The sequence below is a fragment of the Chryseobacterium sp. FH2 genome (genome assembly GCF_001045455.1).
In the GTDB taxonomy this organism is placed as follows: domain Bacteria; phylum Bacteroidota; class Bacteroidia; order Flavobacteriales; family Weeksellaceae; genus Chryseobacterium.
Genome location: NZ_LFNE01000010.1, coordinates 141,681 through 167,003 on the forward strand (window position 1 = coordinate 141,681; position 25,323 = coordinate 167,003).

At 34.2% G+C, this 25,323-nt stretch carries 24 protein-coding genes; 8 read left to right on the forward strand and 16 right to left on the reverse strand.

Features of this window, described 5'->3' with window-relative positions:
* Positions 1-136: 136 nt before the first annotated feature.
* Entirely contained in the window at positions 137-2,152 is a 2,016-nt protein-coding gene (locus ACM39_RS18750; RefSeq protein ID WP_053073338.1) for a M43 family zinc metalloprotease, read from the reverse strand.
* 96 nt (positions 2,153-2,248) lie between these two features.
* On the opposite strand from ACM39_RS18750, the gene ACM39_RS15140 reads away from it, so the two are divergent.
* Positions 2,249-2,734: a hypothetical protein gene (locus tag ACM39_RS15140; protein ID WP_048511881.1), complete on the forward strand. Its 486-nt coding sequence runs from the start codon at positions 2,249-2,251 to the stop codon at positions 2,732-2,734.
* On the opposite strand, the gene ACM39_RS15145 is transcribed toward ACM39_RS15140, so the two are convergent.
* The 9 genes from ACM39_RS15145 to lpxB all read right to left on the reverse strand — a co-directional run bounded on the left by ACM39_RS15145 (position 2,731) and on the right by lpxB (position 13,669).
* Positions 2,731-3,393, reverse strand: a complete 663-nt coding sequence (locus tag ACM39_RS15145) for a DUF6048 family protein (protein ID WP_048511882.1) — start codon at positions 3,391-3,393, stop codon at positions 2,731-2,733. The genes ACM39_RS15140 and ACM39_RS15145 overlap by 4 nt on opposite strands.
* Positions 3,350-3,832: a hypothetical protein gene (locus ACM39_RS15150; RefSeq protein WP_048511883.1), complete on the reverse strand. Its 483-nt coding sequence runs from the start codon at positions 3,830-3,832 to the stop codon at positions 3,350-3,352. The genes ACM39_RS15145 and ACM39_RS15150 overlap by 44 nt, the downstream gene beginning before the upstream one ends.
* 30 nt (positions 3,833-3,862) lie before the next feature.
* Positions 3,863-5,269, reverse strand: coding sequence for a 23S rRNA (uracil(1939)-C(5))-methyltransferase RlmD (gene rlmD / locus ACM39_RS15155; protein WP_048511884.1), 1,407 nt, complete (start codon positions 5,267-5,269; stop codon positions 3,863-3,865).
* Between the two features lie 88 nt (positions 5,270-5,357).
* The gene (locus ACM39_RS15160) at positions 5,358-6,899 is read right to left on the reverse strand and encodes a TlpA family protein disulfide reductase (protein WP_048511885.1); all 1,542 of its coding nucleotides are present in this window, start codon (positions 6,897-6,899) and stop codon (positions 5,358-5,360) included.
* 135 nt (positions 6,900-7,034) lie between these two features.
* On the reverse strand, positions 7,035-7,802 hold the full coding sequence (locus ACM39_RS15165; protein WP_048511886.1) for a succinate dehydrogenase/fumarate reductase iron-sulfur subunit: 768 nt from the start codon (positions 7,800-7,802) through the stop codon (positions 7,035-7,037).
* Between the two features lie 24 nt (positions 7,803-7,826).
* The gene (locus tag ACM39_RS15170; RefSeq protein WP_048511887.1) at positions 7,827-9,839 is read right to left on the reverse strand and encodes a fumarate reductase/succinate dehydrogenase flavoprotein subunit; all 2,013 of its coding nucleotides are present in this window, start codon (positions 9,837-9,839) and stop codon (positions 7,827-7,829) included.
* Between the two features lie 12 nt (positions 9,840-9,851).
* A complete protein-coding gene (locus tag ACM39_RS15175) occupies positions 9,852-10,517 on the reverse strand; it encodes a succinate dehydrogenase cytochrome b subunit (protein ID WP_048511888.1) in 666 nt (221 codons plus the stop codon).
* A 288-nt stretch (positions 10,518-10,805) separates the two neighbouring features.
* Positions 10,806-12,248, reverse strand: coding sequence for a ComEC/Rec2 family competence protein (locus tag ACM39_RS15180; protein WP_228377128.1), 1,443 nt, complete (start codon positions 12,246-12,248; stop codon positions 10,806-10,808).
* A gap of 317 nt (positions 12,249-12,565) precedes the next feature.
* Positions 12,566-13,669, reverse strand: coding sequence for a lipid-A-disaccharide synthase (gene lpxB, locus ACM39_RS15185; protein WP_048511889.1), 1,104 nt, complete (start codon positions 13,667-13,669; stop codon positions 12,566-12,568).
* 78 nt (positions 13,670-13,747) lie between these two features.
* Between lpxB and ACM39_RS15190 the strand changes: the two genes are divergently transcribed.
* Positions 13,748-14,257 (forward strand): DUF2480 family protein, encoded by a 510-nt coding sequence (locus ACM39_RS15190; RefSeq protein ID WP_048511890.1) that lies wholly within the window; start codon positions 13,748-13,750, stop codon positions 14,255-14,257.
* A gap of 123 nt (positions 14,258-14,380) precedes the next feature.
* The gene (locus ACM39_RS15195; protein WP_048511891.1) at positions 14,381-15,037 is read left to right on the forward strand and encodes a DUF937 domain-containing protein; all 657 of its coding nucleotides are present in this window, start codon (positions 14,381-14,383) and stop codon (positions 15,035-15,037) included.
* Positions 15,038-15,094: 57 nt separating this feature from the next.
* Here ACM39_RS15195 and ACM39_RS18920 read toward each other — a convergent pair whose 3' ends face one another.
* The gene (locus tag ACM39_RS18920) at positions 15,095-15,211 is read right to left on the reverse strand and encodes a 30S ribosomal protein THX (RefSeq protein WP_082140619.1); all 117 of its coding nucleotides are present in this window, start codon (positions 15,209-15,211) and stop codon (positions 15,095-15,097) included.
* A gap of 269 nt (positions 15,212-15,480) precedes the next feature.
* On the opposite strand from ACM39_RS18920, the gene ACM39_RS15200 reads away from it, so the two are divergent.
* Together ACM39_RS15200 and aspS are read left to right on the forward strand one after the other, a co-directional pair.
* Positions 15,481-16,263, forward strand: coding sequence for a T9SS type A sorting domain-containing protein (locus ACM39_RS15200; protein WP_048511892.1), 783 nt, complete (start codon positions 15,481-15,483; stop codon positions 16,261-16,263).
* Positions 16,264-16,408: 145 nt separating this feature from the next.
* Positions 16,409-18,163 carry an aspartate--tRNA ligase gene (aspS, locus tag ACM39_RS15205; protein ID WP_048511893.1) on the forward strand — a complete coding sequence of 585 codons (1,755 nt, stop codon included), beginning with the start codon at positions 16,409-16,411 and terminating at the stop codon, positions 18,161-18,163.
* 58 nt (positions 18,164-18,221) lie between these two features.
* Here aspS and ACM39_RS15210 read toward each other — a convergent pair whose 3' ends face one another.
* Positions 18,222-18,995, reverse strand: a complete 774-nt coding sequence (locus ACM39_RS15210) for a hypothetical protein (RefSeq protein ID WP_048511894.1) — start codon at positions 18,993-18,995, stop codon at positions 18,222-18,224.
* A gap of 182 nt (positions 18,996-19,177) precedes the next feature.
* Between ACM39_RS15210 and ACM39_RS15215 the strand changes: the two genes are divergently transcribed.
* The 3 genes from ACM39_RS15215 to ligD all read left to right on the forward strand — a co-directional run bounded on the left by ACM39_RS15215 (position 19,178) and on the right by ligD (position 22,502).
* A complete protein-coding gene (locus ACM39_RS15215) occupies positions 19,178-19,963 on the forward strand; it encodes a Ku protein (RefSeq protein ID WP_048511895.1) in 786 nt (261 codons plus the stop codon).
* Positions 19,963-20,565, forward strand: a complete 603-nt coding sequence (locus ACM39_RS15220) for a DNA polymerase ligase N-terminal domain-containing protein (protein WP_048511896.1) — start codon at positions 19,963-19,965, stop codon at positions 20,563-20,565. Before ACM39_RS15215 ends, ACM39_RS15220 begins: the two co-directional genes overlap by 1 nt.
* A gap of 77 nt (positions 20,566-20,642) precedes the next feature.
* The gene (ligD, locus tag ACM39_RS15225; RefSeq protein WP_048511897.1) at positions 20,643-22,502 is read left to right on the forward strand and encodes a DNA ligase D; all 1,860 of its coding nucleotides are present in this window, start codon (positions 20,643-20,645) and stop codon (positions 22,500-22,502) included.
* Between the two features lie 6 nt (positions 22,503-22,508).
* Here ligD and ACM39_RS15230 read toward each other — a convergent pair whose 3' ends face one another.
* From ACM39_RS15230 to ACM39_RS15245, 4 genes are all read right to left on the reverse strand, one after another.
* On the reverse strand, positions 22,509-23,240 hold the full coding sequence (locus ACM39_RS15230; protein ID WP_048511898.1) for an SDR family NAD(P)-dependent oxidoreductase: 732 nt from the start codon (positions 23,238-23,240) through the stop codon (positions 22,509-22,511).
* Positions 23,241-23,476: 236 nt separating this feature from the next.
* Positions 23,477-23,842 (reverse strand): preprotein translocase subunit YajC, encoded by a 366-nt coding sequence (yajC, locus tag ACM39_RS15235; protein WP_048511899.1) that lies wholly within the window; start codon positions 23,840-23,842, stop codon positions 23,477-23,479.
* Between the two features lie 4 nt (positions 23,843-23,846).
* The gene (locus ACM39_RS15240; protein ID WP_048511900.1) at positions 23,847-24,365 is read right to left on the reverse strand and encodes a DUF1573 domain-containing protein; all 519 of its coding nucleotides are present in this window, start codon (positions 24,363-24,365) and stop codon (positions 23,847-23,849) included.
* Position 24,366: 1 nt separating this feature from the next.
* A complete protein-coding gene (locus tag ACM39_RS15245; protein ID WP_048511901.1) occupies positions 24,367-25,272 on the reverse strand; it encodes a transcription antitermination protein NusB in 906 nt (301 codons plus the stop codon).
* Between the last annotated feature and the right edge of the window lie 51 nt (positions 25,273-25,323).

A 25,323-nucleotide genomic window follows, 5' to 3' on the forward strand; every position in this document is an offset into this window, starting at 1 on the left:
AAAATTACAGCAAATTACTATTAATACAATAAAATATAGCCTTCAACCTAAATGTTGACATATATTATGGAATAAATTGGTAAAATAAAAAATCCCCATGAATAACATGGGGATTAATGAGCATCTTTACTACCTATTATTTTTTAATGAACTTGAAGTTTTCAGAAATATTGTTATCTTTTATAGTAATAATATAATTACCTCTTAATAATTCAGCCACATTCACTTTGTTATTGTCAATCGTTCCTTTTTTCACTATCTGTCCTACAGTATTATGAATCTCAAAAGTTGCCTTATTGGAAACCTTAGTAATATTTAAAACATCTGTTGCCGGATTTGGATAAATGCCGAATGCATCTTTTTTAGTAGCTTCATTTGTTGCCAAAACTTGCGCTTTAATAAGTCTGCTTTGAGTAGCTGGGAAATTAGAACCAGAAACTAAAGTTACACCTGATGTAGATTTAATATTATAATACCCTCCATATAAATAGAACCCATCTCCATATGTATCATTAATTGTAAATGTATAACACTCATTAGGGTTTAATGTCCAGTTTTGAGTGATAACTGCCGGAATAGGCATTGTATTTGGATCAGCAACATCTGCATATCCACTGCCACTATAGACTGTAACTCCTGCACTATTCTTTAAAGTCCAGTTTGTTTCAGAACCATAATAATCTAACTGAAGATTAAACACTACGTTTGTTTCTACCGGAGTAGGTGCACCAACGTAGGTTCCGGTTACAGTATTGTTAGATGCTCTTTGATCCGCAACTCCATTTGCAGAAGCAACAGTAACAGTAACAGGTCCAGAATTTGTATTAGCGGCAACAGGTAAATTAATAAGCTGTGATTTATCCTGAGCTAAATTTCCTGTCCAGTTATAAGACTGTGCATTTCCGTTTATTGTATAATTAATTGTAGCAGTAGTCAAAGGACTAGTTCCTCTATTAAAGATTGATACTTGTAAATTTTGAGGTGTAGAACAACTTGGAACTCCACAAGCTCTTTCTAATTTAACTTCCGCATCATTTGCAAATAACGGGATAGCAATATCTTTTGTCGAAGCTTTTAATGATGCTCTTCTAGGAGAATTATTCATTACAGCAACAATTCTCGCTTTTTGATCATTTGTGAAAATATTCATACAAGTATCATTAGTGTAATCCATATAGTTTTCAACCATTTCATTTACAGCCGGATTATCACAACTTGCAACTGTAGGACAGTTATAATTAGCAGTATGAGCAGTTGGCGTATCAGCACAATAGTCAGTTCCACAAGATGCATCCCCCCAAATATGTCTCAGCCCTAAAAAGTGACCAACTTCATGAGTCATTGTTCTTCCTTTATCATAAGGTGCACCAAGAATAAATGTATTATCTACATTAAAATCACTACTCCCAAATGTTGCATAATTAGCGACTACCCCATCTGTAAAATCATACCCTCCCAGAGGATCTAAACCAGGAAGGTTTGATGCATCAGGAAACTGAGCATATCCTAAAAGGTTTGTATTTGGCGACGCAAAAGCTACACTCCACATATTCATATATTGAGTAGGATCCCAAATTGTTTCAGGTTTTACAAAAGCTTCAATAGCATCTCTCTTAAATGTAGACTGACACATTTTAACTCTATCAATCCCATTAGTTGGATTCCCATTAGGATCTACCTTAGCTAATGCAAATTCAATCTGCACATCTGCACCTACAGCATTTGAGTTAAATCCAGGAGTTCCAGCCAATTTACGGTAATCCTGATTCATTACTGTAATTTGTGAAATTACTTGTTCATCTACAATATTTGGTGCAGCCCCATAAGCTTGTCCACCATGAATAACGTGTACTACTACGGGAATTCTAATAATATTCCCATTTTGAGATTTGTCTGTTTTAGCTTTTTCAACAAGAGGTTTCAACCAAGCTTCAAACTGTTCTGTGGTGAATCTTCCGGGAAAATTCTTTCTTAAAAATTCCTCATACTCAGTGGTTGCACATCTATCATACCCATGAGACAAAGCTAGCTCTTGAGCAGATTTTTGAGTGAAATCACCTTTCTTTCTACTTCCATGTGTCTGTGCTTGGAATAAACCTGCACATAAAATAGGTAATAAAAAGAGAGCTTTTGAAGTAGTAGATTTTCGCATATTATTAAATTTATTAATTTTGCAAATATATCAGTATTTTTAAAATAAACATTATTAACTTGCTTAAAAATACTAACAATAATTAAAATACAACAAATGAAAATCTTTATATTATTAGTTTCCGTTTTTTTCATTTCTTTTACTTCAAATTGTACTTCGCAAAACAAAAATGAAATAAAACCGGATAATTCAAAATTTACTTTAAAACAATTCAAAATCGAAAAAATACAATTAACAGAACAAACAAGAGGCACAAACAGAATAATAACCTTTACTTCAAATTCAAAAATAGTTTCTTTGAACGGAGAAAATACTACATTTCCTTTGTCTTCTGAAGAATGGCAGAATATTTCCGTGCAGGTAAACTTAGTTGATTTGTCAAAAATATCTTCATATGAATCCCCAACAACAGATAGATTTTCAGACATGGCATTAGCATCATCTATTATCATAACATCTGATGGGAAACAATATACATCCAATAGTTTTGACGCAGGAATGCCTCCAAAAGAATTAGAGGCATTATATGATGTACTGAATAATGGGATTATTAAAAAGAAACCTGAGGCTGGTAGCCGTTAAAACTTATAAGCAATATTCCATGCAAATCCCATATTGAACTTTGAAGAACTTCTTCCGAAGCCCGGGACGATCATAGGTTGAATATCATCTTGTTTTGTAGTGAAAACCATATATTTAGGCTGAAGATTCACATCTATAAAAAAATTGGATTCAAAAAGCTGGACTCTTCCTCCAATTACTCCTTCTATCCAGTAAGATGATTGTGAGGAAGAAGGAAAAGCAACAGAAGAATTGCTTCCTCCATATCCACGTACAGGAACAGACATGTATTCCTGGCTATAAAATGAACCTGCTACTTTACCCCCTGCATAAAAACCGTTAAATTCATTTTCAGCATCCTTAGCAAGCATATAAAAAGTTCCTAGTTTCAGGAAAGGCCCATTTACTTTTGCATCATATCCGTTTTTCTGATAAATATTTTTTTCAAAACCACCTTCAATAATTCCGTGAATATTACCATTTATTTTTGATGATATAAATCCCTGATACATTTGCCTGTCCGAAAAAAAAGATAATCCTAAATTAAGAACATCAACACCAACCATAAAATTCGGCTCATATTTCCATTTTTCTTTTTTATTGCCTTCTTTGCTTTCCTGAGCGAAACTCAATAAGCTACAAAGACTGAAAAATAAGGTATAGACTAGTCTTGTCTTCATTATCTATAAAATTTTGTCCTGGTTCTAATGATACAACCGGAGTAGGAGTTATTAATTCTGAACTTAGATTTTCGTAATTTTTTTTCACACCGCATCCGGGGGAAACATAAGTAGATTTTGTAGTATAATTTATTTTAATATGTGATTCCTGACCCATATTCGTAAGTCTGAAATACACATCGGTAGAAGGAGAATCATCTACCCTTAAAGGGATTAACCTGGAAGTGGCATTATTAGTTCCTCCTAATTGCACCTTTCCGGAACCGTAATCTACCGCAACATATATCGAATCTAAAACAGTTTCTTTACCGTCCGTATTTTTAAAGGAAACCTTCATTCTCGGTGTTCCCTCACCGCTTTCGCAAATATCATCATCCCCTCCGCAAGACATAAGCATGCTTAGAAAACCGGTAAGTATGAGAAATGTAAAATATTTCATATTAATATTTGAAATTCAAATGTAATTAATTTATTTTTTAATCAGCAAAGCTATGTTTTCCACATGATGAGTTTGTGGAAACATATCTACCGGTAAAATTTTCACCAAAGTATAATGCTCTTTCATTAAAGCCAGATCTCTTGCCTGGGTAGCCGAATTACAACTTACATACACTATTTTTTCAGGAGAAAGTTTTAAGATTTGCTCTACAACTTTCTGATGCATCCCGTCTCTTGGCGGGTCAGTGATTAATACATCTGCTTTTGGATGATTTGCTAAAAATTCATCATTAAAGATATCTTTCATATCTCCACAATAGAAAGTCGTATTCGTAAGTCCATTAAGCTCGGCATGCTCTATTGCAGCATCGATAGCCTCCTGAACAGATTCAATACCAATTACCTGTTTAGCATTTCTTGCGACATATTGAGCAATTGTTCCTGTTCCTGTATATAAATCGTAAACGACCTCATCTCCTTTTAAATCGGCAAATTCAAGAGTTTTTCTGTAAAGCTCTAAAGCTTGTTTATAATTTGTCTGAAAGAATGATTTCGGACCAATTTTAAACTTCAATCCGTCCATCTCTTCCATTAAAAAACCATCTCCGAAGTAAACATTAACATCTAAATCATAGATTGAATCATTAGGCTTTGGATTAATAGCGTAAACCAGCGTTTTAATTTGTGGAAACTTCTCTAATAAGTATTCAAAAAGTTTTTCCCGGTTTTCTTTTTCCTCTCTATAAAGCTGGAATAAAACCATCCAATCACCCTTTGAATTCTGTCTCATCATTAAAGTTCTCAAGAAACCTTCCTGATTTTTAACATCAAAAAAATCTAACCCGTTTTCAACACCAAAATTCCTGACTGCCAAACGGATCGCATTAGAAGGATCTTCCTGAAGGAAACATTCTTTAAGATCCAGAATCTTACTCCACATTCCAGGGATATGAAAGCCTAAAGCATCTTTACTTCCAAAATTTTCTTCAGAGCTTATTTCATATTGAGTAAGCCAACGGGCATTTGAGAAAGAAAATTCCATTTTATTTCTGTAAAAATACTGTTCTTCTGAACCTAAAATAGAAATCGTTTCAAAATTATCAATTCCGCCAATTCTTTTAATATTGTTATAAACTTCTTCCTGCTTAAAATCTAATTGCTTTTCATAACTCATATTTTGCCATTTGCAACCGCCACAAGTTCCGAAATGGATACATTTTGGCTCAATTCTATACGGAGATTTTTCTAAAATATCAATGGTTTCAGCTTCAAAATATTTAGATTTTGATTTCTTTACTCTTGCGTTCACTACGTCTCCCGGAATCCCTCCTGAAACCAAAACGGTTTTTCCATCTTCTGTCTTTCCTATCGCTACTCCTTTAGCACCGGCAGTTAACAGCCTTATATTTTCAAGAATAATATTTTTCTTCTTTTTCATTCAGCAAATTCTATTTTTTCTATTTTGCAAAAATACAATAAAAAAAACCTTATCCGAAGACAAGGTTTTCTATACATGTTAAAGTTTGTTATTTTGTCTGAGCCGGTTGTGGATTAGCCGGTTGTTGTGGCATTTGTTGAGCACCTTGCTCAGGACCGAAACCTGGCTGTAACTGAACATTAGGATTTACCCTTGGAGCTGAAAGGCCTGTTTGCTTGTCAAGGATTTCCACCAATTCCTGCTCACCAAGATTTACATAAGATCTTGATGCAATTTTTCCATCTTTATCTACGATTACGAAATTCGGAAGTTTGAATCCGTAGACTCCATATTTCTTAGCAATATCAGAATTTAATCCTCCTTCAGCATAAACGTTTGTCCCTGTAATTCCTTTTAACAAAGAGTTGCTTGTTTTGATAAACTGATCTTTAGTATCATCTACATTTACAAAAACAAAGTTCATTTTAGATTTGTAGAAGTTTACAACTTCTTTCAAAATAGGAACAGTAGCTTCTCCAATGTAAGGATTCCAAGATGCATAGAAAGCAATCATATAAGGTTTTCCTTTATTCTCTGAAAGTTTGTAAGATTTTCCATCCTGTTTGATTAATGATGCATCAGGGGCAATTTCTCCGATTTTCAAACCGTTTACAGCTAACTGAATCTGCACTAAATCTTTTTTGATAGTAACATCTTTGATATCTTCATCAATAATTTTTTTAATCTTATCTGAAGTCTTTGCCGGAGTTCCGGGATGAATATCAGACTGAGCCATTACAAAAGCCAAAAGATAATCTTTAGTCAACTGAGAAATTTCTTTTTTGCCTTTTAAATATTCATTGAATAATTCTGAAGTTGTAATATCAGTTTTTCCTTTGCTTTTTCCCTCAGCATATTTTTGGAAATCAGGACTCATCTTTGACAAAAGGTAACTTCTGTAAGCAGGATTTTCCTTTACCATCTCGTCCTTATTTTCCTGAAGTTTGTCTTCATAATCTGTAAAAGCTTTAGCCACTTTGAATGATGGATTACCAGACATCTGTTTTTTCATCATTTCGTACTGCCCCATGATAGAAAGCAATGTTCCTTTAATATCATTTTTCTTCCACTTGATTACTTCATTATCAGGATTGAATTTTTTAGCGTTTTCGTCGATATTTTTGTTAACATCGGTTTCAACTTTTTGCAAACCTTTTACAAAAGTAGCTTCATCTTTTGTCATCAGCTCATTCATATTTACGGTCTGAGCATAATTTGCAAGATATTTTTGAGTAGCAGTGAAGAAATCATTGTTCTTCTTTGCATCACCTGTAATCACATATTCTGATGGGAATGTTGCTCCGTTTCCTGAGATTTCAAGGTTTTGACCAGCTTTTAAATAAATTAAATTTTGTTTTCCGCCATAAGAAACCACGTACATCCCACTTTTAGGAGCTTCGAAGCTTCCTGAGAAAGTACCGTCATTTTTCAGACCGATATTAGTTAAAGGTAATGTAGCTACACCCGAAGCTTCAATAAATTCGATTCTCTCTAATGGAGAACCTCCAGTAATTTTTCCTTTTACTTCTACTTTTTTAGAGCAAGACATCACAAAAATTGCGATGATAAACAATAAAAGATATTTTTTCATTTTGAATTTTATAATTACGCAAAAATAAGTTTTTCAATAAACTAAAAGCAATTAAATACTACTTTTATGAAAGATTTAACTAAAAAAATCGCCATCCGGTAAGGAGACGATTTTTTTGTGGTATCTTAATTAATTTTATCCTCTGTCAGCAAGAGCCGCCATATATTCTCTGTTCATTCTAGCAATGTTTTCAAGAGAAATACCTTTAGGGCATTCAACTTCACATGCGCCAGTGTTTGAGCAATTTCCGAATCCTTCCTCATCCATAGCTTTTACCATGTTTAGAACTCTTCTTTTTGCTTCTACTCTACCTTGAGGTAAAAGAGCATACTGAGAAACTTTAGCTCCTACGAAAAGCATCGCAGATCCGTTTTTACATGTAGCCACACAAGCTCCACATCCGATACAAGCTGCAGCATCCATAGCTTTGTCCGCATCTTCTTTAGGAACCGGGATTGCATTAGCATCCAAAGTATTACCGGAAGTGTTCACTGAAATGAAGCCACCAGCAGCCATTACTCTGTCGAATGCGCTTCTGTCTACCATTAAGTCTTTAATAACCGGGAAAGCAGCACTTCTCCAAGGTTCAATAACGATAGTTTCACCGTCTTTAAACATTCTCATGTGAAGCTGGCAGGTAGTAATCCCTGTATCAGGACCGTGCGCTCTACCATTGATGTAAAGAGAACACATCCCGCAGATACCTTCACGACAGTCGTGATCGAAAGCTACCGGCTCTTTTCCTTCGTTAATAATATTCTCGTTCAGAATGTCTAGCATTTCTAAGAATGAAGAATCTGTAGAAACATCCGATATTTTATAAGTCTCAAACTGACCTTTAGATTTATTATTTTTTTGTCTCCAAATTTTCAGTGTAAGATGTAAGCCTTTTTTTGCACTCATAATGTTATATTTATAGATTGGAGATTATTTATAACTTCTAGTTTTAACCTCGATGTTGTCATATATCAGGTCTTCTTTATGCAACACTTCCGCGTTGATATCGCTTCCCTGATATTCCCAAGCCCCGACGTACTTGAAATTTACGTCATCTCTTTCCGCTTCTCCATCCGGAGTTGAGTGATCTTCACGGAAATGTCCTCCACAAGACTCATTTCTGTGTAATGCATCGATAGCCATTAATTGTCCAAGTTCTAAGAAGTCTGCCACTCTGAACGCCTTTTCAAGCTCAGTGTTCATGCCTTCGCCTTCACCAGGAACTTTTACATTTTTCCAGAAATCGTTTCTTACTTCTTCGATTTCTTTAATTGCTTCTCTTAAGCCTTCTGGTGTTCTTCCCATTCCTACTTTATTCCACATGATATTTCCTAATTGCTTATGGAAATGGTCTACGGAATGAGTTCCTTTATTATTTAAGAAGAAATCTATTTTTTCTTTAATCCCTTTCTCAGCTTCGTCAAATTCCCCGGAGTTTGTAGGAATTGTCCCCGTTCTGATATCTGCAGAAAGATAGTCTGCAATAGTATAAGGAAGTACGAAATATCCATCTGCAAGACCCTGCATCAATGCAGAAGCTCCCAATCTGTTGGCTCCGTGATCCGAGAAGTTGGCTTCACCAATGACGAAGCATCCGGGAATGGTAGACTGAAGATTATAATCAACCCAAACACCTCCCATCGTATAGTGAACTGCAGGATAAATCTTCATCGGTGTTTTGTAAGGATCATCGGCTGTAATCTTTTCATACATTACGAATAAGTTACCGTATTTTTCCTCAACCCAACTTTTACCTAAATCATAAAGTTGTTGCTCAGTTGGATTATGAATATGTTTCTCGATAGCGGCTTCTTTACCTTTTTTCATAATTTCTGTAGAGAAATCAAGGTAAACACCTTCTTTCGTATCATTATTTTCTATTCCGTATCCAGCGTCACATCTTTCTTTAGCTGCTCTGGACGCAACGTCTCTAGGTACTAAGTTCCCGAATGCCGGATATCTTCTTTCCAAATAATAATCCCTATCTTCCTCTTTAATATTTTCAGGTCTTAATTTACCTTCTCTGATTGCCACCGAATCTTCAATTTTCTTAGGAACCCAGATTCTTCCTGAGTTTCTTAATGATTCTGACATCAAAGTCAGTTTAGACTGCTGAGTTCCGTGAACAGGAATACAAGTCGGGTGAATTTGTACATAACAAGGGTTTGCAAAATATGCGCCTTTTTTGTGGATTTTCCAAGCTGCAGAAACATTTGAACCCATTGCGTTTGTAGAAAGGAAATATACATTTCCGTAACCTCCGGAAGCAATAACAACAGCGTGAGCAGAATGTCTTTCAATCTCCCCTGTCACAAGGTTTCTCGCGATGATACCTCTTGCTTTCCCGTCAACAATTACAAGATCTAACATCTCATGACGGTTATACATTTTGATTCTACCTTTACCGATCTGACGGCTCATTGCAGAATATGCACCTAATAATAACTGTTGACCAGTTTGTCCTTTTGCATAAAAAGTTCTTTTTACCTGAACCCCACCAAATGAACGGTTATCCAGCTGACCGCCGTAATCTCTTCCGAAAGGAACTCCTTGAGAAACACATTGGTCGATAATATTTGCAGAAACTTCAGCTAATCTGTAAACGTTTGCCTCTCTCGCTCTATAATCCCCACCTTTTATAGTGTCATAGAATAATCTGTACGTAGAGTCCCCGTCTCCCTGATAATTTTTAGCTGCATTGATACCCCCCTGAGCCGCGATAGAGTGTGCCCTTCTTGGAGAATCCTGATAGCAGAATGCCTTTACGTTATATCCCTGCTCAGCCAAAGTAGCTGCAGCAGAACCACCTGCCAAACCTGTACCTACAACAATAATATCAATTTTATCTCTGTTGTTTGGTGCAACAAGGTTCATATGGTCTTTATGATTTTTCCATTTATCCTTTAAAGGACCCGCTGGAATTTTTGAATCTAATTTACTCATAAGTAATTGATATTATGATTGAGTTACAAAGTGAAAAATTGCGATAAAAATAAAACCTGCCGGAATAAGGATAGAATACCATTTTCCAAAGGCCTTGATTACCGGAGTGTATTTTGGATGTCTAGCCCCAATTGACTGAAAAGAAGACTGGAAACCATGAGCCAAGTGTAATCCTAATAAAACAAAAGCAATCACATACAAAGCCACTCTCCAGATATCAGCAAACTTCTCATGCAATTCCGGCCAAAAACGTTCTGCATCGGGAGCAAGCCCTTCCACATACTTGTAATTAATTTCATGAAGCCAGAAATCATAAAAGTGAAGCGCTAAGAAAGCCAAAACAACCGCTCCGGAAATAATCATATTTCTAGACATCCATGAAGAATTCACAGAAGGATTGTTTGATGCGTACTTTATAGGACGCGCTTTATTATTCTTAATTTCCAGCACAAATCCCATAATAAAATGAAAAAGAACCGCAAAACCAAGAATAGGCTGCATTAAGAACTGCACAAAAGGATTATAGCCCATGAAATCAGATGCTGTATTAAATGCATCACGGTTCAGAACTGATAACAAATTGGTCGTCAAATGCAGTATAAGAAAAATCAGCAAAAACATAGCTGATAATGCCATAGCATATTTTCTACCTATCGTAGAACTCGTTAAACCTGCCATATAAGTTTAAATTTGAATTTCCCACAAAATTAAGAAATGTTAACAAGATCAAAAAGTGAGAAATCTCACAATTAGTCAGTTTGTAATCTTTCTAAATAAGAATCTTAGATGTACAAATTAGGGAAAGACTAAAATTTTAACATTTAATCTAAATTATAAATTTTACCATTATAAACAACCGCTTGTGTTGATTCAGGAAAAGTTTTAATTTCAATCTGGTCAAGTCTTCTTGAAGAGCTGTAAGGATTGATAATAAATTGTTCAACTTTCTGTTTATCTGAATTTTTATTAATCCAGAAACAAGCTCTGTCCCCTTTCTTTAAAAGAGAATATTTTACCTTTATTAAAATTATGAACTAAAATTTCCGTTTTCTGGTTTTCATAACAATCAAAGCCGATTCTCAAAATAAAAAAGGCAAAAAGCGACATTATTAATCTTGCAGAATTTTTAAGGTTTAATTTTAAAATTACAAACCTCAGCAGATATACAATCAAAAACAGAGTAAAAACCTCAACCAAATTCATTGGAATGTTTTCAAAATACAATACATCAAAATCCGCAAACCAATGAATAATTTTCAATAACAACTGAATAGTGAAATCGTAAACAACGTTGATGAGACCCAAATCAATTTTAAAGGCTATAAAGGTTGTCATCAGAAATGACAGCACAATGATGATTTCCGAAAACGGAACAATAAAAAAATTGGCAATTACTGATACAAAAGAGAATTGATGAAAATAATATAAAACCAATGGAAGTGTCGCCAATTGAGCAGAAAGAGAAATTGAAATGGTATTAAAAATTAATTTTTTAAACCAATTATCCTGTTTTGGTAAATAATTTAAAATCGGTTGGTTTAGCCAAAATATTCCCAGGACAGCAAGAAAACTCAATTGAAAACCTATATCAAAAATCTGTTGAGTATCAAAAATTAAAATGATAAAAGCTGATAAAGACAAAGAGTGAAGCAAATCCGGCTTTCTTTGAAGTAAAACATAAATAAAGTAAATACTCAGCATAATACTTGAACGGACAACTGAACTTCCAAAACCGATGAATACAGTAAAAAGCCAAATAAAAACCAAGCTCGAAACAATTGCATATTTTCTAAATTTTAATGACAAAATATTCATCAGTAAAAAATAGAACAATCCAAAAATCACAACAATATGTGTCCCTGAAATCGCGAGAAAATGTACCAATCCTGATTTATTGAAATCCTGGACAGTTTGAGAATCGATTTCTGTACGGTCTGCAAGAATAATTCCTTTTAAAAATTCTCTTGCTTTTGGAGATAATTTAGTCTTGTCAATATTTTGAAGGACTTCCAGCCTTTTCTGTGAAAATTTTTCAGTTAAACTTAAATCATTTCTTTCTGCAGAAAAAATTTTATCATTTATATAAGATTGATATTCAATATGCTTCCGCTTCAAATAGGTTGCGTAATTAAATTGAAAATCATATTGAGGAGGTTTTGGCTTTGTGATATAAGTGTTTGATTTATAGTAGTGATCAAAATCTAATTCATCTTCCTTTCTCGGGACATATAAAATTGTATTGAAAACTTCCTTCCCAATCTGAGCAACAGCTTCATATTTTCTATTTTTCCGGTTTGAATTAAGCTTTCTGGAAATTTTAAAAACAATAGTTTCATTATTGGAAAACGAAAAACTTTGAGAAGAAAAACAATTAAAAAAATGCAGAGCTATTCCGGTACCGAAAAACATCAAACCTAACAGATATGGTTTTAATCTATGCAGAAAATAAGACTTGAAAAATGTTGAAATTAAAAATATTAAGCAAAAAATAACAATTGAATAAATAAAATTTTCATCCAAAGAAAAATAATCCTGAAAGAAAATCCCAAGAATAAAACATAAAACAAGAATAAGTAATGGCTGTTTGCTCAATTGTATTTTTATGCTGTCAAAATATTAATTAATTTGACAATTCTCTAATACAGATTTTACAAAATTCAATATGTTATTGAATCAGAAATGTGAATAAAGCGCCTGATTTTTTACTAGAAAAACTGAATTTTTATTTAAATTTTTAAAATAACCTCAGCTGCATTATCACTAGCCCCACTTCCGCCAAGTTTTTCCCTTAAAAGCTCATAGTCTTTTAAAACTTGATTTCTTTTTTCTCCTTCTATGATTTTTTTCAGCTCTTCAACCAGGTTATTCGTATTAAGATCACTTTGAATCAATTCTTTTACCACTTCTCTATCCATAATAAGATTGACCAATGAGATATAGTTGATATTTTTAACCAGTCTTTTAGCGATAGCATAGGAAATTTTACTTCCCCGGTAACAGACAACTTCCGGAATATTTAATAAAGCCGTTTCCAGAGTCGCCGTTCCTGAAGTTACCAAAGCTGCTTTTGAACATCTCAGCAAATCATACGTTCTATTGGAAACAAAATGTACGTTGTCGTCCACATATTTTTCATAAAATTCTTTAGGAAGACTCGGTGCACCGGCGATTACAAATTGATATTCCTTAAAATAAGGCCTCACAGACAGCATTTTTTCAAGCATTTTTTCAACCTCCTGTTTTCTGGAACCCGGTAAAAGTGCAATAATTTCTTTTTCGTTTAAACTATTTTCTGATTTAAAATTTTCAATGTCAATATCCTGTAAAGTTGAAATAGCATCAAGCAAAGGATGTCCCACGAAATGCGAGTGTACACCATGTTTTTTATAAAAATCTTCTTCAAACGGGAGAATCACCATCATTTCATCAACATATTTTTTGATGATTTCCACTCTTCCTTCTTTCCATGCCCAAAGCTGAGGAGAAATATAGTAAATCACCTTTATCCCAAGTTCTTTGGCAAATCTTGCAATCCTTAAATTAAAGCCCGGATAATCAATCAAGATTAAAACATCAGGTTTATGATTTTTAATATCTTCCTTACAAAACTTAATATTATTCAGAATTGTTTTCAGGTTCATAGCTACCTCTAAAAACCCCATAAAAGCCAAATCCCGGTAATGTTTCACCAACTTTCCTCCCTGAGCTTTCATCAAGTCACCACCCCAGAATCTAAACTCTGCGTCCGGATCTTTCTGTTTTAAAGATTTCATCAAATTGCTCCCGTGCAAATCTCCGGAAGCCTCACCTGCGATAATGTAATACTTCATTTCTATGATAAGGATAGAGAACAAATTAAGCCATTGTTGAATCTTAATTTGTAAATTTGTTCAAAGATAATGATAAAAATGTCAGAAGAATTTGAAATCAAAAATAAAGTTGCAGAGAGCGGTTTGATAAATTTTGATCTTGCCACTCTGATTCCGAAAGGAGCTAGAAAAGGCATCGACTTGAAAGACTTCCTTTTCATGGAAATGATTCTAAAAGAGAAAGATTTTCGTGAAAAAGTTGCTGCAATCAACGTAGAAGAATATCAAGACGCTTATGTCTATATTTACAATTCCGCAGATGCTATCGTTCCTCTTTGGGCTTATTTTTTAATCACGGCCAGGCTTACCGATGTAACTAAAAAAATAGTTTTTGGCAACCGTGAAGATCTGGAAGTGATCCTCATGCATAATGCCATTCAAAGTCATGATTTTGATGAGATGAGAGGAAAAAGGGTTTTGGTAAAAGGCTGTTCCGACAAAGAAATTCCTGAAAATGCATACATAGAACTGGTGGAGCAATTAAAACCTATTGTAAAGTCTCTAATGTTTGGCGAAGCTTGTTCGAATGTTCCTATTTTGAAAAATTAATATTTAAAAATCAACGACTTAAATAAATTCGAAAACTTTAACACTAATTTCTGATTAAAAAGAATCATTCAGGAATATTTTTTGATAACTTAGATCTGCTTAACAATAAATAAACACAAAACAATGAGTTTAATCGACTTACTTACAGGAAACACTGGTAACGAAGTTGCACAGCAGGCTGAAAATAAATTCGGCATCAGCAGAAATCAAGTTCTAGCTTTATTAGCCGTAGCTGCACCATTAATTATTTCCTATCTTAGAAAAAAATCACAAGATTCCAGCGAAGCTGAAGCATTAAATAATGCTCTTGACAAAGATCATGACGGAAGCATCCTGAACGATTCTTCCCAACTGGAAGCAAGGCAGGCAGAAGGAGGATCAATTCTTAACCATATTTTTGGGGGAGAAAAGCAAAACGTAGAAAATCAGCTTTCTCAAAATACCGGAATTTCAATTGATAAAATCGGTCCTATTTTGGCAATGTTAGCTCCCGTAGTTATGGGATATATTGGAAAAGAAAAACAACAAAATAGTGTTGGTGCAGGAGGTCTAGGAGATTTGTTAGGAGGAATCCTGGGAAATGCTTCGAATCAGGCTCAAGCCCAACAATCAAATCCTTTAAATGATATTTTAGGAAGTGTTCTTGGCGGCGGGCAATCCCAATCTTCCGGAAATCCTTTGAATGATATCTTAGGAAGCTTTCTTGGCGGCGGAAACCAACAACAGCAAAGCGGTGGCGGATTAGGAAGTATCCTTGGAAACCTTTTAGGGGGAAAATAATTTAATTTGTATATAAAAAAAGACCGAGGAGAAATCTTCGGTCTTTTTTATTTTCAGTTATTTCTTTTTGTCTTCTGACGTGACAAGCGATTTCGAAGCTTTTCTAGGCCTTCTTTTGCCATAGCTTCCATTATTGATTTTTCCTCTTCTTGATTTTTTGTCTCCTTTTCCCATAGTAATAAAGTATTTTGTTGATTAGTACGAATTTAACGAAGTTGTTCCTAATTCCCAAGCATTAGCCGTTAAAATTTTTATAAAATCAAATTTTCTAAAACAATATTTCTTACATGCCTTAAATGCAAACGCTATTAGATTTTCACGGAATTACAATATAGTTCACAGGTATATTACTGAAAAGCTGACTTTTATCACGTATTACATAATTATTATTTAGAATAATTAAAAATAAAAATCTTACATTTGTTACTCTAAAATTATTCTAAATGAAAAGAACTTTACACCTTATGGCATTGATAGGATTTTTTTCTTTGTCAAATGCGCAATTAGCAACAATTAATGAAAATTTTGATTCTTTTGTTGCCAATATAACACCGTCATTTCCCCAAAATAGCTGGACCAGCAGTACACCTGCGGGTTTTGAAAACTATATGGTTGTCGTAAACGAGGAAGGAACGAATAAATTCGTTCAGGGATACGCTTTTACTCAGGTTAATAAACCCCATTATCTAATATCTCCTCAAATCATAGCTCCGGACGGAACTAAAACATTGAGTTTCGAAGCTTCAAAATTTACACAGTCAGGATTTATGGGAACCATCGAAGCAGGTTTGGTTTCAAGCCCAACGGATATGGATTCCTTCACTTCGCTTGGTGCAGCAGTGACTTTGCAAACTACAACACCACAAACTTTTACTTATAATGTTCCTGCATCTACGCAACAATACATTGCATTTAAATTTGTAGGCTTAAATAACCATGCATCCACCAGACTTGACAATATTACTTATGGAATATCGAACCTGGCTGTAAATGATACTAGAAACAATTCCAAACTTGGCTTTACGGTGAATGGAGACAACCTTGTATTTGTAGGAAAAACAGGCGTAAAAGAAATCAAGGTTTACAATACTGCAGGAAGAATGATTAAAATTAATAAAAACGGAAATAACCATTATAATATATCAGGTTTGGCAATTGGTACTTATATGTTTGAAGCATTAAACGATAACGGAACAATTTTAAAATCTAAATTTATAAAACAATAGTATGATTAAAATATATAATAAGAACTTCCTTTGTAATAACTAAGGAAGTTTTTTATGTCTAAATCTTCAAAAATCTTATCTTTGCACACGAAAATTAAAGGTTTTAAATAGAAGACCTTAAACATTGAACTTTAAACAAATAATTATGTTTCGATCACACACAAACGGAGAATTATCTCTGAAAAATCTTAATGAAGAAGTTACACTGTCAGGATGGGTACAAACTATCCGTGATAAAGGATTTATGATTTGGATAGATTTACGAGATCGTTACGGAATTACTCAATTGGTTTTCGACCAAGACCGTTCTTCGGCTCAATTACTGGAAGAAGCAAAAAAACTGGGACGCGAATTCGTGATCCAGGTTACAGGAAAAGTAATCGAAAGAGTAAGCAAAAACCCCAATATTCCAACTGGAGAAATTGAAATTTTAGTTGAAAGACTGACAGTTCTTAATGAATCTCAGCTTCCTCCTTTCACGATTGAAGATGAAACAGATGGTGGTGAAGAATTAAGAATGAAATACCGTTATCTGGATATCAGAAGAAATCCTGTGAAAGATAAACTAATTTTCCGTCACAAAATGGCGCAAAAGGTTAGAAATTATCTTTCAGATGAAGGATTTATTGAGGTCGAAACTCCTGTTTTAATCAAATCTACACCGGAAGGAGCAAGAGACTTCGTTGTACCGAGCAGAATGAATCCGGGACAGTTTTATGCATTGCCGCAATCTCCGCAAACTTTCAAACAACTCTTGATGGTCGGTGGAATGGATAAATATTTCCAGATTGTAAAATGTTTCCGTGATGAGGATTTAAGGGCTGACAGACAACCGGAATTTACACAAATCGACTGTGAGATGGCTTTCGTAGAGCAGGAAGACGTGATGAATGTTTTTGAAGGAATGACAAAAACTCTTATTAAGGATATTACGGGTCAGGAATTTGGAGCCTTCCCAAGAATGACTTTTGCTGATGCGATGCAGAAATACGGAAACGACAAGCCGGATATCCGTTTCGGAATGGAGTTTGTAGAATTAAATGATTTAGTTAAAGGAAAAGATTTTAAAATATTTGATGATGCTGAATTGGTTGTCGGAATCAATGTTGAAGGTTGCGCAGAATATACAAGAAAACAAATCGATGAGCTTGTTGATTGGGTAAAAAGACCACAAATCGGAGCTTCAGGAATGGTTTGGATTAAATTCCAGCATGACGGTGTGAAAACTTCTTCTGTAAATAAATTCTATAATGAAGAAGATTTAATGAAAATCACCGGAAAATTCGGAGCAAAAGAAGGCGATTTAATGCTGATTCTTTCAGGAAACGAGCACAAGGTAAGGACTCAGCTTTCGGCACTGAGAATGGAGCTTGGAAACCGTTTAGGATTAAGAAAAGGAGACGTATTTGCACCGCTTTGGGTAATCGACTTTCCGTTATTGGAATTTGATGAAGAAAGCGGACGTTATCATGCAATGCACCACCCCTTTACTTCTCCAAAACCGGAAGATATTCATTTATTGGAAACCGATCCGGGAAAAGCAAGAGCAAACGCTTACGATATGGTTTTGAACGGAAACGAAATCGGTGGAGGTTCTATCAGAATCTTTGATAAAGAATTACAGTCAAAAATGTTTGATTTATTAGGATTCACGAAAGAAGAAGCAGAAGCTCAGTTTGGATTCCTTATGAACGCCTTCAAGTACGGAGCTCCGCCTCACGGTGGCTTAGCTTTCGGGTTTGACCGTTTGGTGGCAATTCTTGACGGAAACGAAGTGATCAGAGATTATATTGCATTCCCTAAAAATAATTCAGGGCGTGATGTAATGATTGATGCACCTGCTGCAATTGCCGATGACCAGCTTGATGAATTGGAATTACAATTAAATTTAAAAGTATAAAATAAAAAGCGGAGAAAAATCTCCGCTTTTTATTTTATACTTTTAATTAAAATTAATTTTACAAATAATTATTCTCTACCAACCATGCGGTAATTCTTTTAAGAGTAAGCGAGTTAGGATCAACTACTGAAGAAGAAAAACTTACTTTATCTTTCTGCGGAATCTGAATAATTTTTCTAACTTTATCCTTAGCCGTAAATAATTCGAAATTCTGAGCATTATTTCCTCCTGCAAAACTTACTTTAGCAACCATAACACCGTCAGGAATAAAAAACTCGTAAGAATCTTGACCTCCAACATTTCCGGTGGAAGTAAAGAAACCAATTTTTTCTGCTCCCTGTTCGATAGATTTATTTTCTTTTAGCTCAATTGGCCAATTTTTGTTGCGAGATACCAATGTATAATTTACAGCAGTTCTTGGCGACACTCCTTTTGAGGCGATCAATTCTGTCACTTTATCTGCATTCAGATTATTTCCATCAATGACTCCACCTTTACCGATTAAGTTAACAAAACCTTTTTCCATACCCAAAGTTGATAATTTAAAAATTCCAACCTGATTCGTCGGTAAAAATGTGAACCGGTAATACATACTTGTATTGTCATTTTTATCACCTTCAAATTCTGTACTTAAAACAGCAATTACCAATTTTTCGCCATTCATAGAGTAGAGGTTAAAATTTTTAGTAAGCCCGAAATTTTGTTTCTGTACTTCGACTTTGCCAATTTTATTACCATCTACAGCAATGATATTATTTTTATAATCAACTTTCTGTGCCGAAAGAAAAATGTTTATTCCAAGTATAAACAAAAAAGTAAAAATTGTCTTCATTTAATTATATTTATTGGAGGACAAATTACAAATAATAAGCTTATTAGCTATCATTTTGTTTGATAAATAATTTAGTCAATTCGTTAATCTTGACTGTTAAATATCAATTAAAATACCACATTTAATAAATATTTTTCGCTCGGCACAATCATTGCAAGTTCATACCTATAAAACATAAGACAATGAAAGCAATTTGGAACGGTGCCATTGGCTTTGGTTTGGTCAATATCCCTGTAAAGATTTATTCTGCTACAGAAACCAGTAAATTAGATTTGGATATGCTTGACAAATCCGATTTTTCAAATATTAAATTCAAAAGAGTTAACGAAAAAACGGGTAAAGAGGTAAAATGGGAAAACATCGTGAAAGGTTATCTCATGGATGATAAATATATCGTTTTGGATGAGGAAGATTATGAAGCTGCAAGTCCCGAAAAATCAAAGATACTTTCTATTGAGCATTTTGTGAAAGAAGTGGAAGTAGATAGTGTTTACTTTGAAAATCCTTATTTTCTCGAACCTCAAAAAAATGGAGAAAACGCTTACAGCCTGTTACTAAAAGCATTATCAGATACCAAAATGGTAGGTGTAGGGACTTTTGTACTCCGTGAAAGTGAAGCCATCGGAATGATTCGTCCATATAATGATGAAGTTTTAGTTTTAAACAGGTTACGATTTGCTCAGGAAATCAGAGATTATAAAGACCTAAAAATCCCTGCTAAAAAACCTCCTAAACCAGCCGAACTCAAAATGGCGATCAGCCTTATTAAACAACTTTCAGAAGAATTTGACCCAACTGTTTATAAAGATACGTATGCCGAAGCTTTAATGAAAATAATTAAACAAAAAGCTAAAGGGAAAGGAATAAAAGCTAAAAAAGCCGAGCCTGCAAAAGAAGGCAAAGTGATTGATTTGATGGCACAATTAAAAGCCAGTTTACAAAGTCCAAAATCTAAAAACGCATCATAATGGCTCTTAAAGATTATAACGAAAAACGAAAATTCGACGAAACCAGTGAACCAAAAGGAAAAACAAAAAAAAGTAAAGACAAACTGATTTTTGTAATTCAACGGCATGCCGCGTCACGACTCCATTATGACTTCAGGCTAGAAATGGAAGGCGTTTTGAAAAGTTGGGCAGTGCCGAAAGGTCCGTCCTTAGATCCGAAAGACAAACGCCTGGCAATGATGGTAGAGGACCACCCTTACGATTACAAAGATTTTGAAGGCAATATTCCCGAGGGCAATTATGGAGCAGGACAGGTGGAAGTGTGGGACAGCGGAACTTATGAACCTTTAGATGAAACAAGTAAGCTTTCGGATGAGAAAGAATTGTTGAAAGAACTAAAAGCAGGCTCATTAAAATTCATTCTGCACGGCAAAAAGCTTAAAGGTGAATTTGCATTAGTTAAGATGAAAAATGCAGAAAATAATGCCTGGCTTCTTATTAAACACCACGATAAATTCGCAGAAGAACATTATGATGCCGAAGAAAATACTTCTAAAAGCTCTCAAGTCACCAAATTTTTAGAGGAAAAAAAAAGCCTAAAAAGCAGCAAAAAGAAATCATAACTTCGGAAACAACACCTAAATTTCAACGATTCAATTCCTTAGTTGACGAAAAAAAATTAAAAAACTTCATTAAGCCAATGCTTGCAAAACCATTTGAAAAAGCATTCGATGATGAAGACTGGATTTTTGAAATAAAATGGGACGGCTATCGCGCTGTTGCAGATCTTAGCAAAGACGAACCTCTCTTCTATTCCCGAAACGGAATTTCTTTTTTATCAAAATTTGAAAAAGTTTCCCAAGACTTCGAATATCAGAAACATAAAATGATTCTGGATGGTGAAATTGTAGCTTATGACGAAAATGGGCGACCTAATTTTCAATTATTACAGCAAATTGGAGACAATCCCAATTTAGCTTTAGTGTATCAGGTTTTTGATATACTTTGGCTTAATGGCCATTCTACTGAAGAAATTCCCTTAATTCAAAGAAAAGAACTTTTGAAAGAAGCTTTAATTGAAACTGATGTGATTAAATATTGCGATCACATTCCGGAAAATGGCATCGAATTTTTTAATCAGATGAAAAAAATGAAACTGGAAGGAATGATTGCAAAAAAATCTGACAGCCTTTATATTGAAAATCATAGAAGTTCAGACTGGTTAAAAATAAAATTTACAAATACTGAAGAAGTGATAATTTGTGGTTTTACAGAACCTCGTGGCTCAAGAGAAGGTTTCGGAGCATTGATTTTAGGAAAATATATTGACGGGAAACTGGTTTATGCCGGACATACAGGAACCGGCTTTAATAAAGAATCGATAAATCAGCTTCATGAAAGACTGAAAAAACTGGTGATAAAAACGTCTCCGTTTGAAACCGTTCCGAAAACCAATATGCCTGTAACATGGACAAAACCTGAACTTGTCTGCGAAATTAAATATTCTGAAATTACCAAAGACGGAATCTTTCGTCATCCTGTTTTTGTAGCAATCCGTGAAGATAAAAATCCCCAAGATATTAACGAAAACCCTAAAGAAATGAAAGCTAAAACTTCTCAACAAAAGAATATAAAATCTTCTGAAAAAGAAAAGGAAATTACTTTGAATAAACATACCGTAAAACTGACCAATCAAGATAAAATTTATTTTCCTAAAGATGATGTAACAAAAGGTGATGTGATAGAATATTATCAGTCTGTTGCCGAATATATTTTACCCTATTTAAAAAACCGCCCTCTTTCTTTAAATCGTTTTCCGAATGGGATTGAAGAACAAAGTTTTTATCAAAAAGATGCGAGTGACAACATTCCTGACTGGATAAAAACGACACAGGTTTATTCGGAATCAAACGATAAATACATTGATTATATTTACTGTAACGACAAGGCAACTTTGGCGTACCTTAACAATTTAGGCTGTATCGATATGAATCCGTGGAACAGCTCGCTTCCTGATTTGGAACATCCAGATTATTTGGTTTTAGATCTCGATCCTTCAAAGAAAAACACATTTAATGAGGTAATAGAAACAGCTTTACAGGTAAATGAAGTTATAAATTCAATTAAAATTAAAGGCTATTGTAAAACTTCCGGAAGTACGGGAATTCACATTTATATACCAATGAGTGGAAAATATGATTTTGACCAGGTGAAAGATTTTGCTCATATTCTGATGAAACAAGTTAATGAAAAGCTTCCGACAATAACAACTTTAGAAAGAAGCTTACAGAAACGCGATGACAAGAAAATTTATCTGGATTATTTACAAAACAGAACCGGACAGACTTTGGCAAGTGCCTATAGTTTACGCCCAAAAGAAGGTGCTTCTGTTTCAATGCCTTTGGAATGGGAAGAATTAAAATCAGGTCTGAAACCGACTGATTTTAATATTCATAATGCATTGGAAAGAATTAAAGAGAAAGGAGATTTGTTTAAACCGGTTTTAGGTAAGGGAATTGATATGATCAAGGCATTGGAATTGTTGCAAGGAGATGAATAATTTAAATTATGGAAGTTTCGCCACCAAGCTTTCCGGCAATACTTTCAGAATTAAATAAATAATTTTCCATTTAAAGTTCGGGACAATGGTAAAAGAATTTCCGGCATTAACGATGAATTTAGCGACGTAATCAGGTTCCATAATTAAAGATTCATTCAATTGTAATCCCTCATTTATTTTTGTACGGATATAACCGATAATTAAGGCATTTACTTTAACATTTCTTGAAGCCAGTTCCTGTCGTAAACCGGCTAAATATTGTGTAAAAGCAGCTTTTGTACTTCCGTAAACGAAATTGCTTTTTCGCCCCCTCACCCCTGAAAGAGAAGATAATCCGATTATCCTTTCTAAATTTTTATTGCTTTCATCTGTCGCAATAATATTCAGAATAGAAACTGCTCCCATATAATTAGTCAGCATCATTTGCTGAGTACTTTTAAAATCTCTTAACGCTTTTTCATTATCAACTAAAAAACCAGCCGCATAAACAACAATATTAGGCTTTACAGGGAGCTCATCATAAAACTTTTGGTGTGAATCAAAATTTACAGCATCAAAACTTAAAACAATAACTTTTGAGCTAAAATTATTTTTCTGAACAAATTCTTCTAATGATTTTATGTTTCTGGAAGCTGCAATAACTGAGAAATCTTTTTCAATATACTGAATAATACATTGTTTTGCAACGTCGGAATTAGCCCCTAAAATAAGAACAGTTTTGTTTGTGTTTTGATTCATAAGGCAAAGATATATTAAACCCTAAAGAACACAAATCTTTATACGGATTTTATAGTGTTGCGATTGTATAGTCATTTCGAAGAAGGAAAATATAATCTCTAATAGATCTTTATTCTGTTTTGCTTCGTTTAGAGTGGCATTGTCATACATAGTTTTGGTGCTGACGATATATAAAAAAGTTCGGCGCGGTGAGCTTTGCTCACCGCGCCGAAACGTAATATTTTAGAACCTAAAAACTATTTACTTTCAGATTCAATCTCTTTTTTATCTGTTTTTTCTGCAGTTTTAGCTTTATCTCCAAAACGGTTTTCTGTAAATTCTCTAGAAACAGCTGCTTTCTCGAATTTTAACTTTCCTGATAATGTTTCGATTACAAATCCATCATCCTGAACCTGAGCAATTCTTCCGTGAAGTCCTGAAGTAAGCACTACTCTAGTTCCTACTTTTAACGTTTCCTGAAAATTTTTCTCCTGCTTTTGTTTTTTTTGTTGAGGTCTTATCATTAAGAAATAAAAACCTACGAACATCACACCCATCATGATTAGCATCATTGATGAAGAACCTTGTGGCTGTGCCTGTAAAAAAATTGTTAACGTGTTCATTTAATTATGGTTGAATATTTGCAGTGAATGTTAATTTAATAGGAGTTTTCTCTACATTAGCAAAAACATCTGCAAATTTGCTTACGTTTCCATCGAAGTTTGAGGAATCAAAGTGTAACGTGATTTTACCTTTTTTACCCGGTAAAATTGGTTCTTTTGTAAAATCGGGAACTGTACATCCACATCCGGGTTTTACTTCAGAAATCACTAATGGGTTATTTCCTGTATTTGTAACTTCATACACGTGTTCTACTTTTTCCCCTTTTTTGATTTTCCCAAAATCAAAGTTGCTTTCAGATAAAGCGATAGATGTTGTTGGCTGGTTAGACTGAGCCGGAGCCGCAGTTTCAGCACCTGAAATTGGCGCAGCTGGAGCTATAGTAGAATCAGCAGGAGTTACAGTTGCAGCAGTAGAGTCAGCTACTACAGCATCAGCACTCTGAGTTTCTTTGTTTTCTTTTTTGCAAGAAACTAAACCAAAGCCTATAATAGACAAAGCGATAATTGATAACGTCTTTTTCATGTTAAATTCTATTTTGATCTTTACAATATTTATCTAAAATTCCGTTAATGAAAATATTCGAACGGTCTGTCGCAAATACTTTTGCAATCTCGATATATTCATTAATAATAACTCTTGAAGGTGTAAAAGGAAAATTGTCAAGCTCTGAAATTGCTGTAGATAAAATCACTTTATCCATTAAAGAAACTCTTTCCAAATCCCAGTTTTCCAGTCTTTCCGATAATTTCTTTTCATTATTTTCCCAGCTGTCTAGTGTATTTCTCAACAGTTTCATGGCAAAAGTTTTGTCTTCTTCATCTTTAACCATTTTGATTAAAGTTCTGCTTTCCTCACCTTCTTTCAGGAAACCAATAGTTTTTTGAACCATTGAGTTCGCAATGTGAATATCATCATACCAAGAAAGTTCCTTATCTCCCAGATAATCATGGAAATCTTCATTTTCAGCAATATATCTTAAAAATAATTTACCAATAAATTTCTGATCATCTTCAAAAGAATATCCTTCTTCTTTCATGAAATCCTGATAACGCTTTCCTGCCGTCATTCTCTGGAAAGTTTTCACCAATAAATCATCATGCAAATCCCACTTCAACTGTTTATGTTGACCGGTAAAAAATAATCTTTCAGGATTTTCCTCAAGTTTAATTAGTACTTGATTGTTGATAAATTTTTGATTAGGGTTAACATTAGCGTCAGTTTTAATGTACTTATTTTTCCCGATTTCGATTTGGTGTTCTGCCAATTCTTTCAAAGAAACCAAAAAATTAAGCTGATAGATATAGAGATAATAGATTTTCTCTATTCCGGCAAACATGTTTTTCTCTAAAACATCAAACTTTACAGGATTTTGGTAGTATGAGTACACACTTTGTACCACTTTTTCACGGATTTGTCGTCTTCCTAACATTCAAAGAGCTTTTTATGGGTGCAAAGATACAAAAATTAAAATTTATGAAAT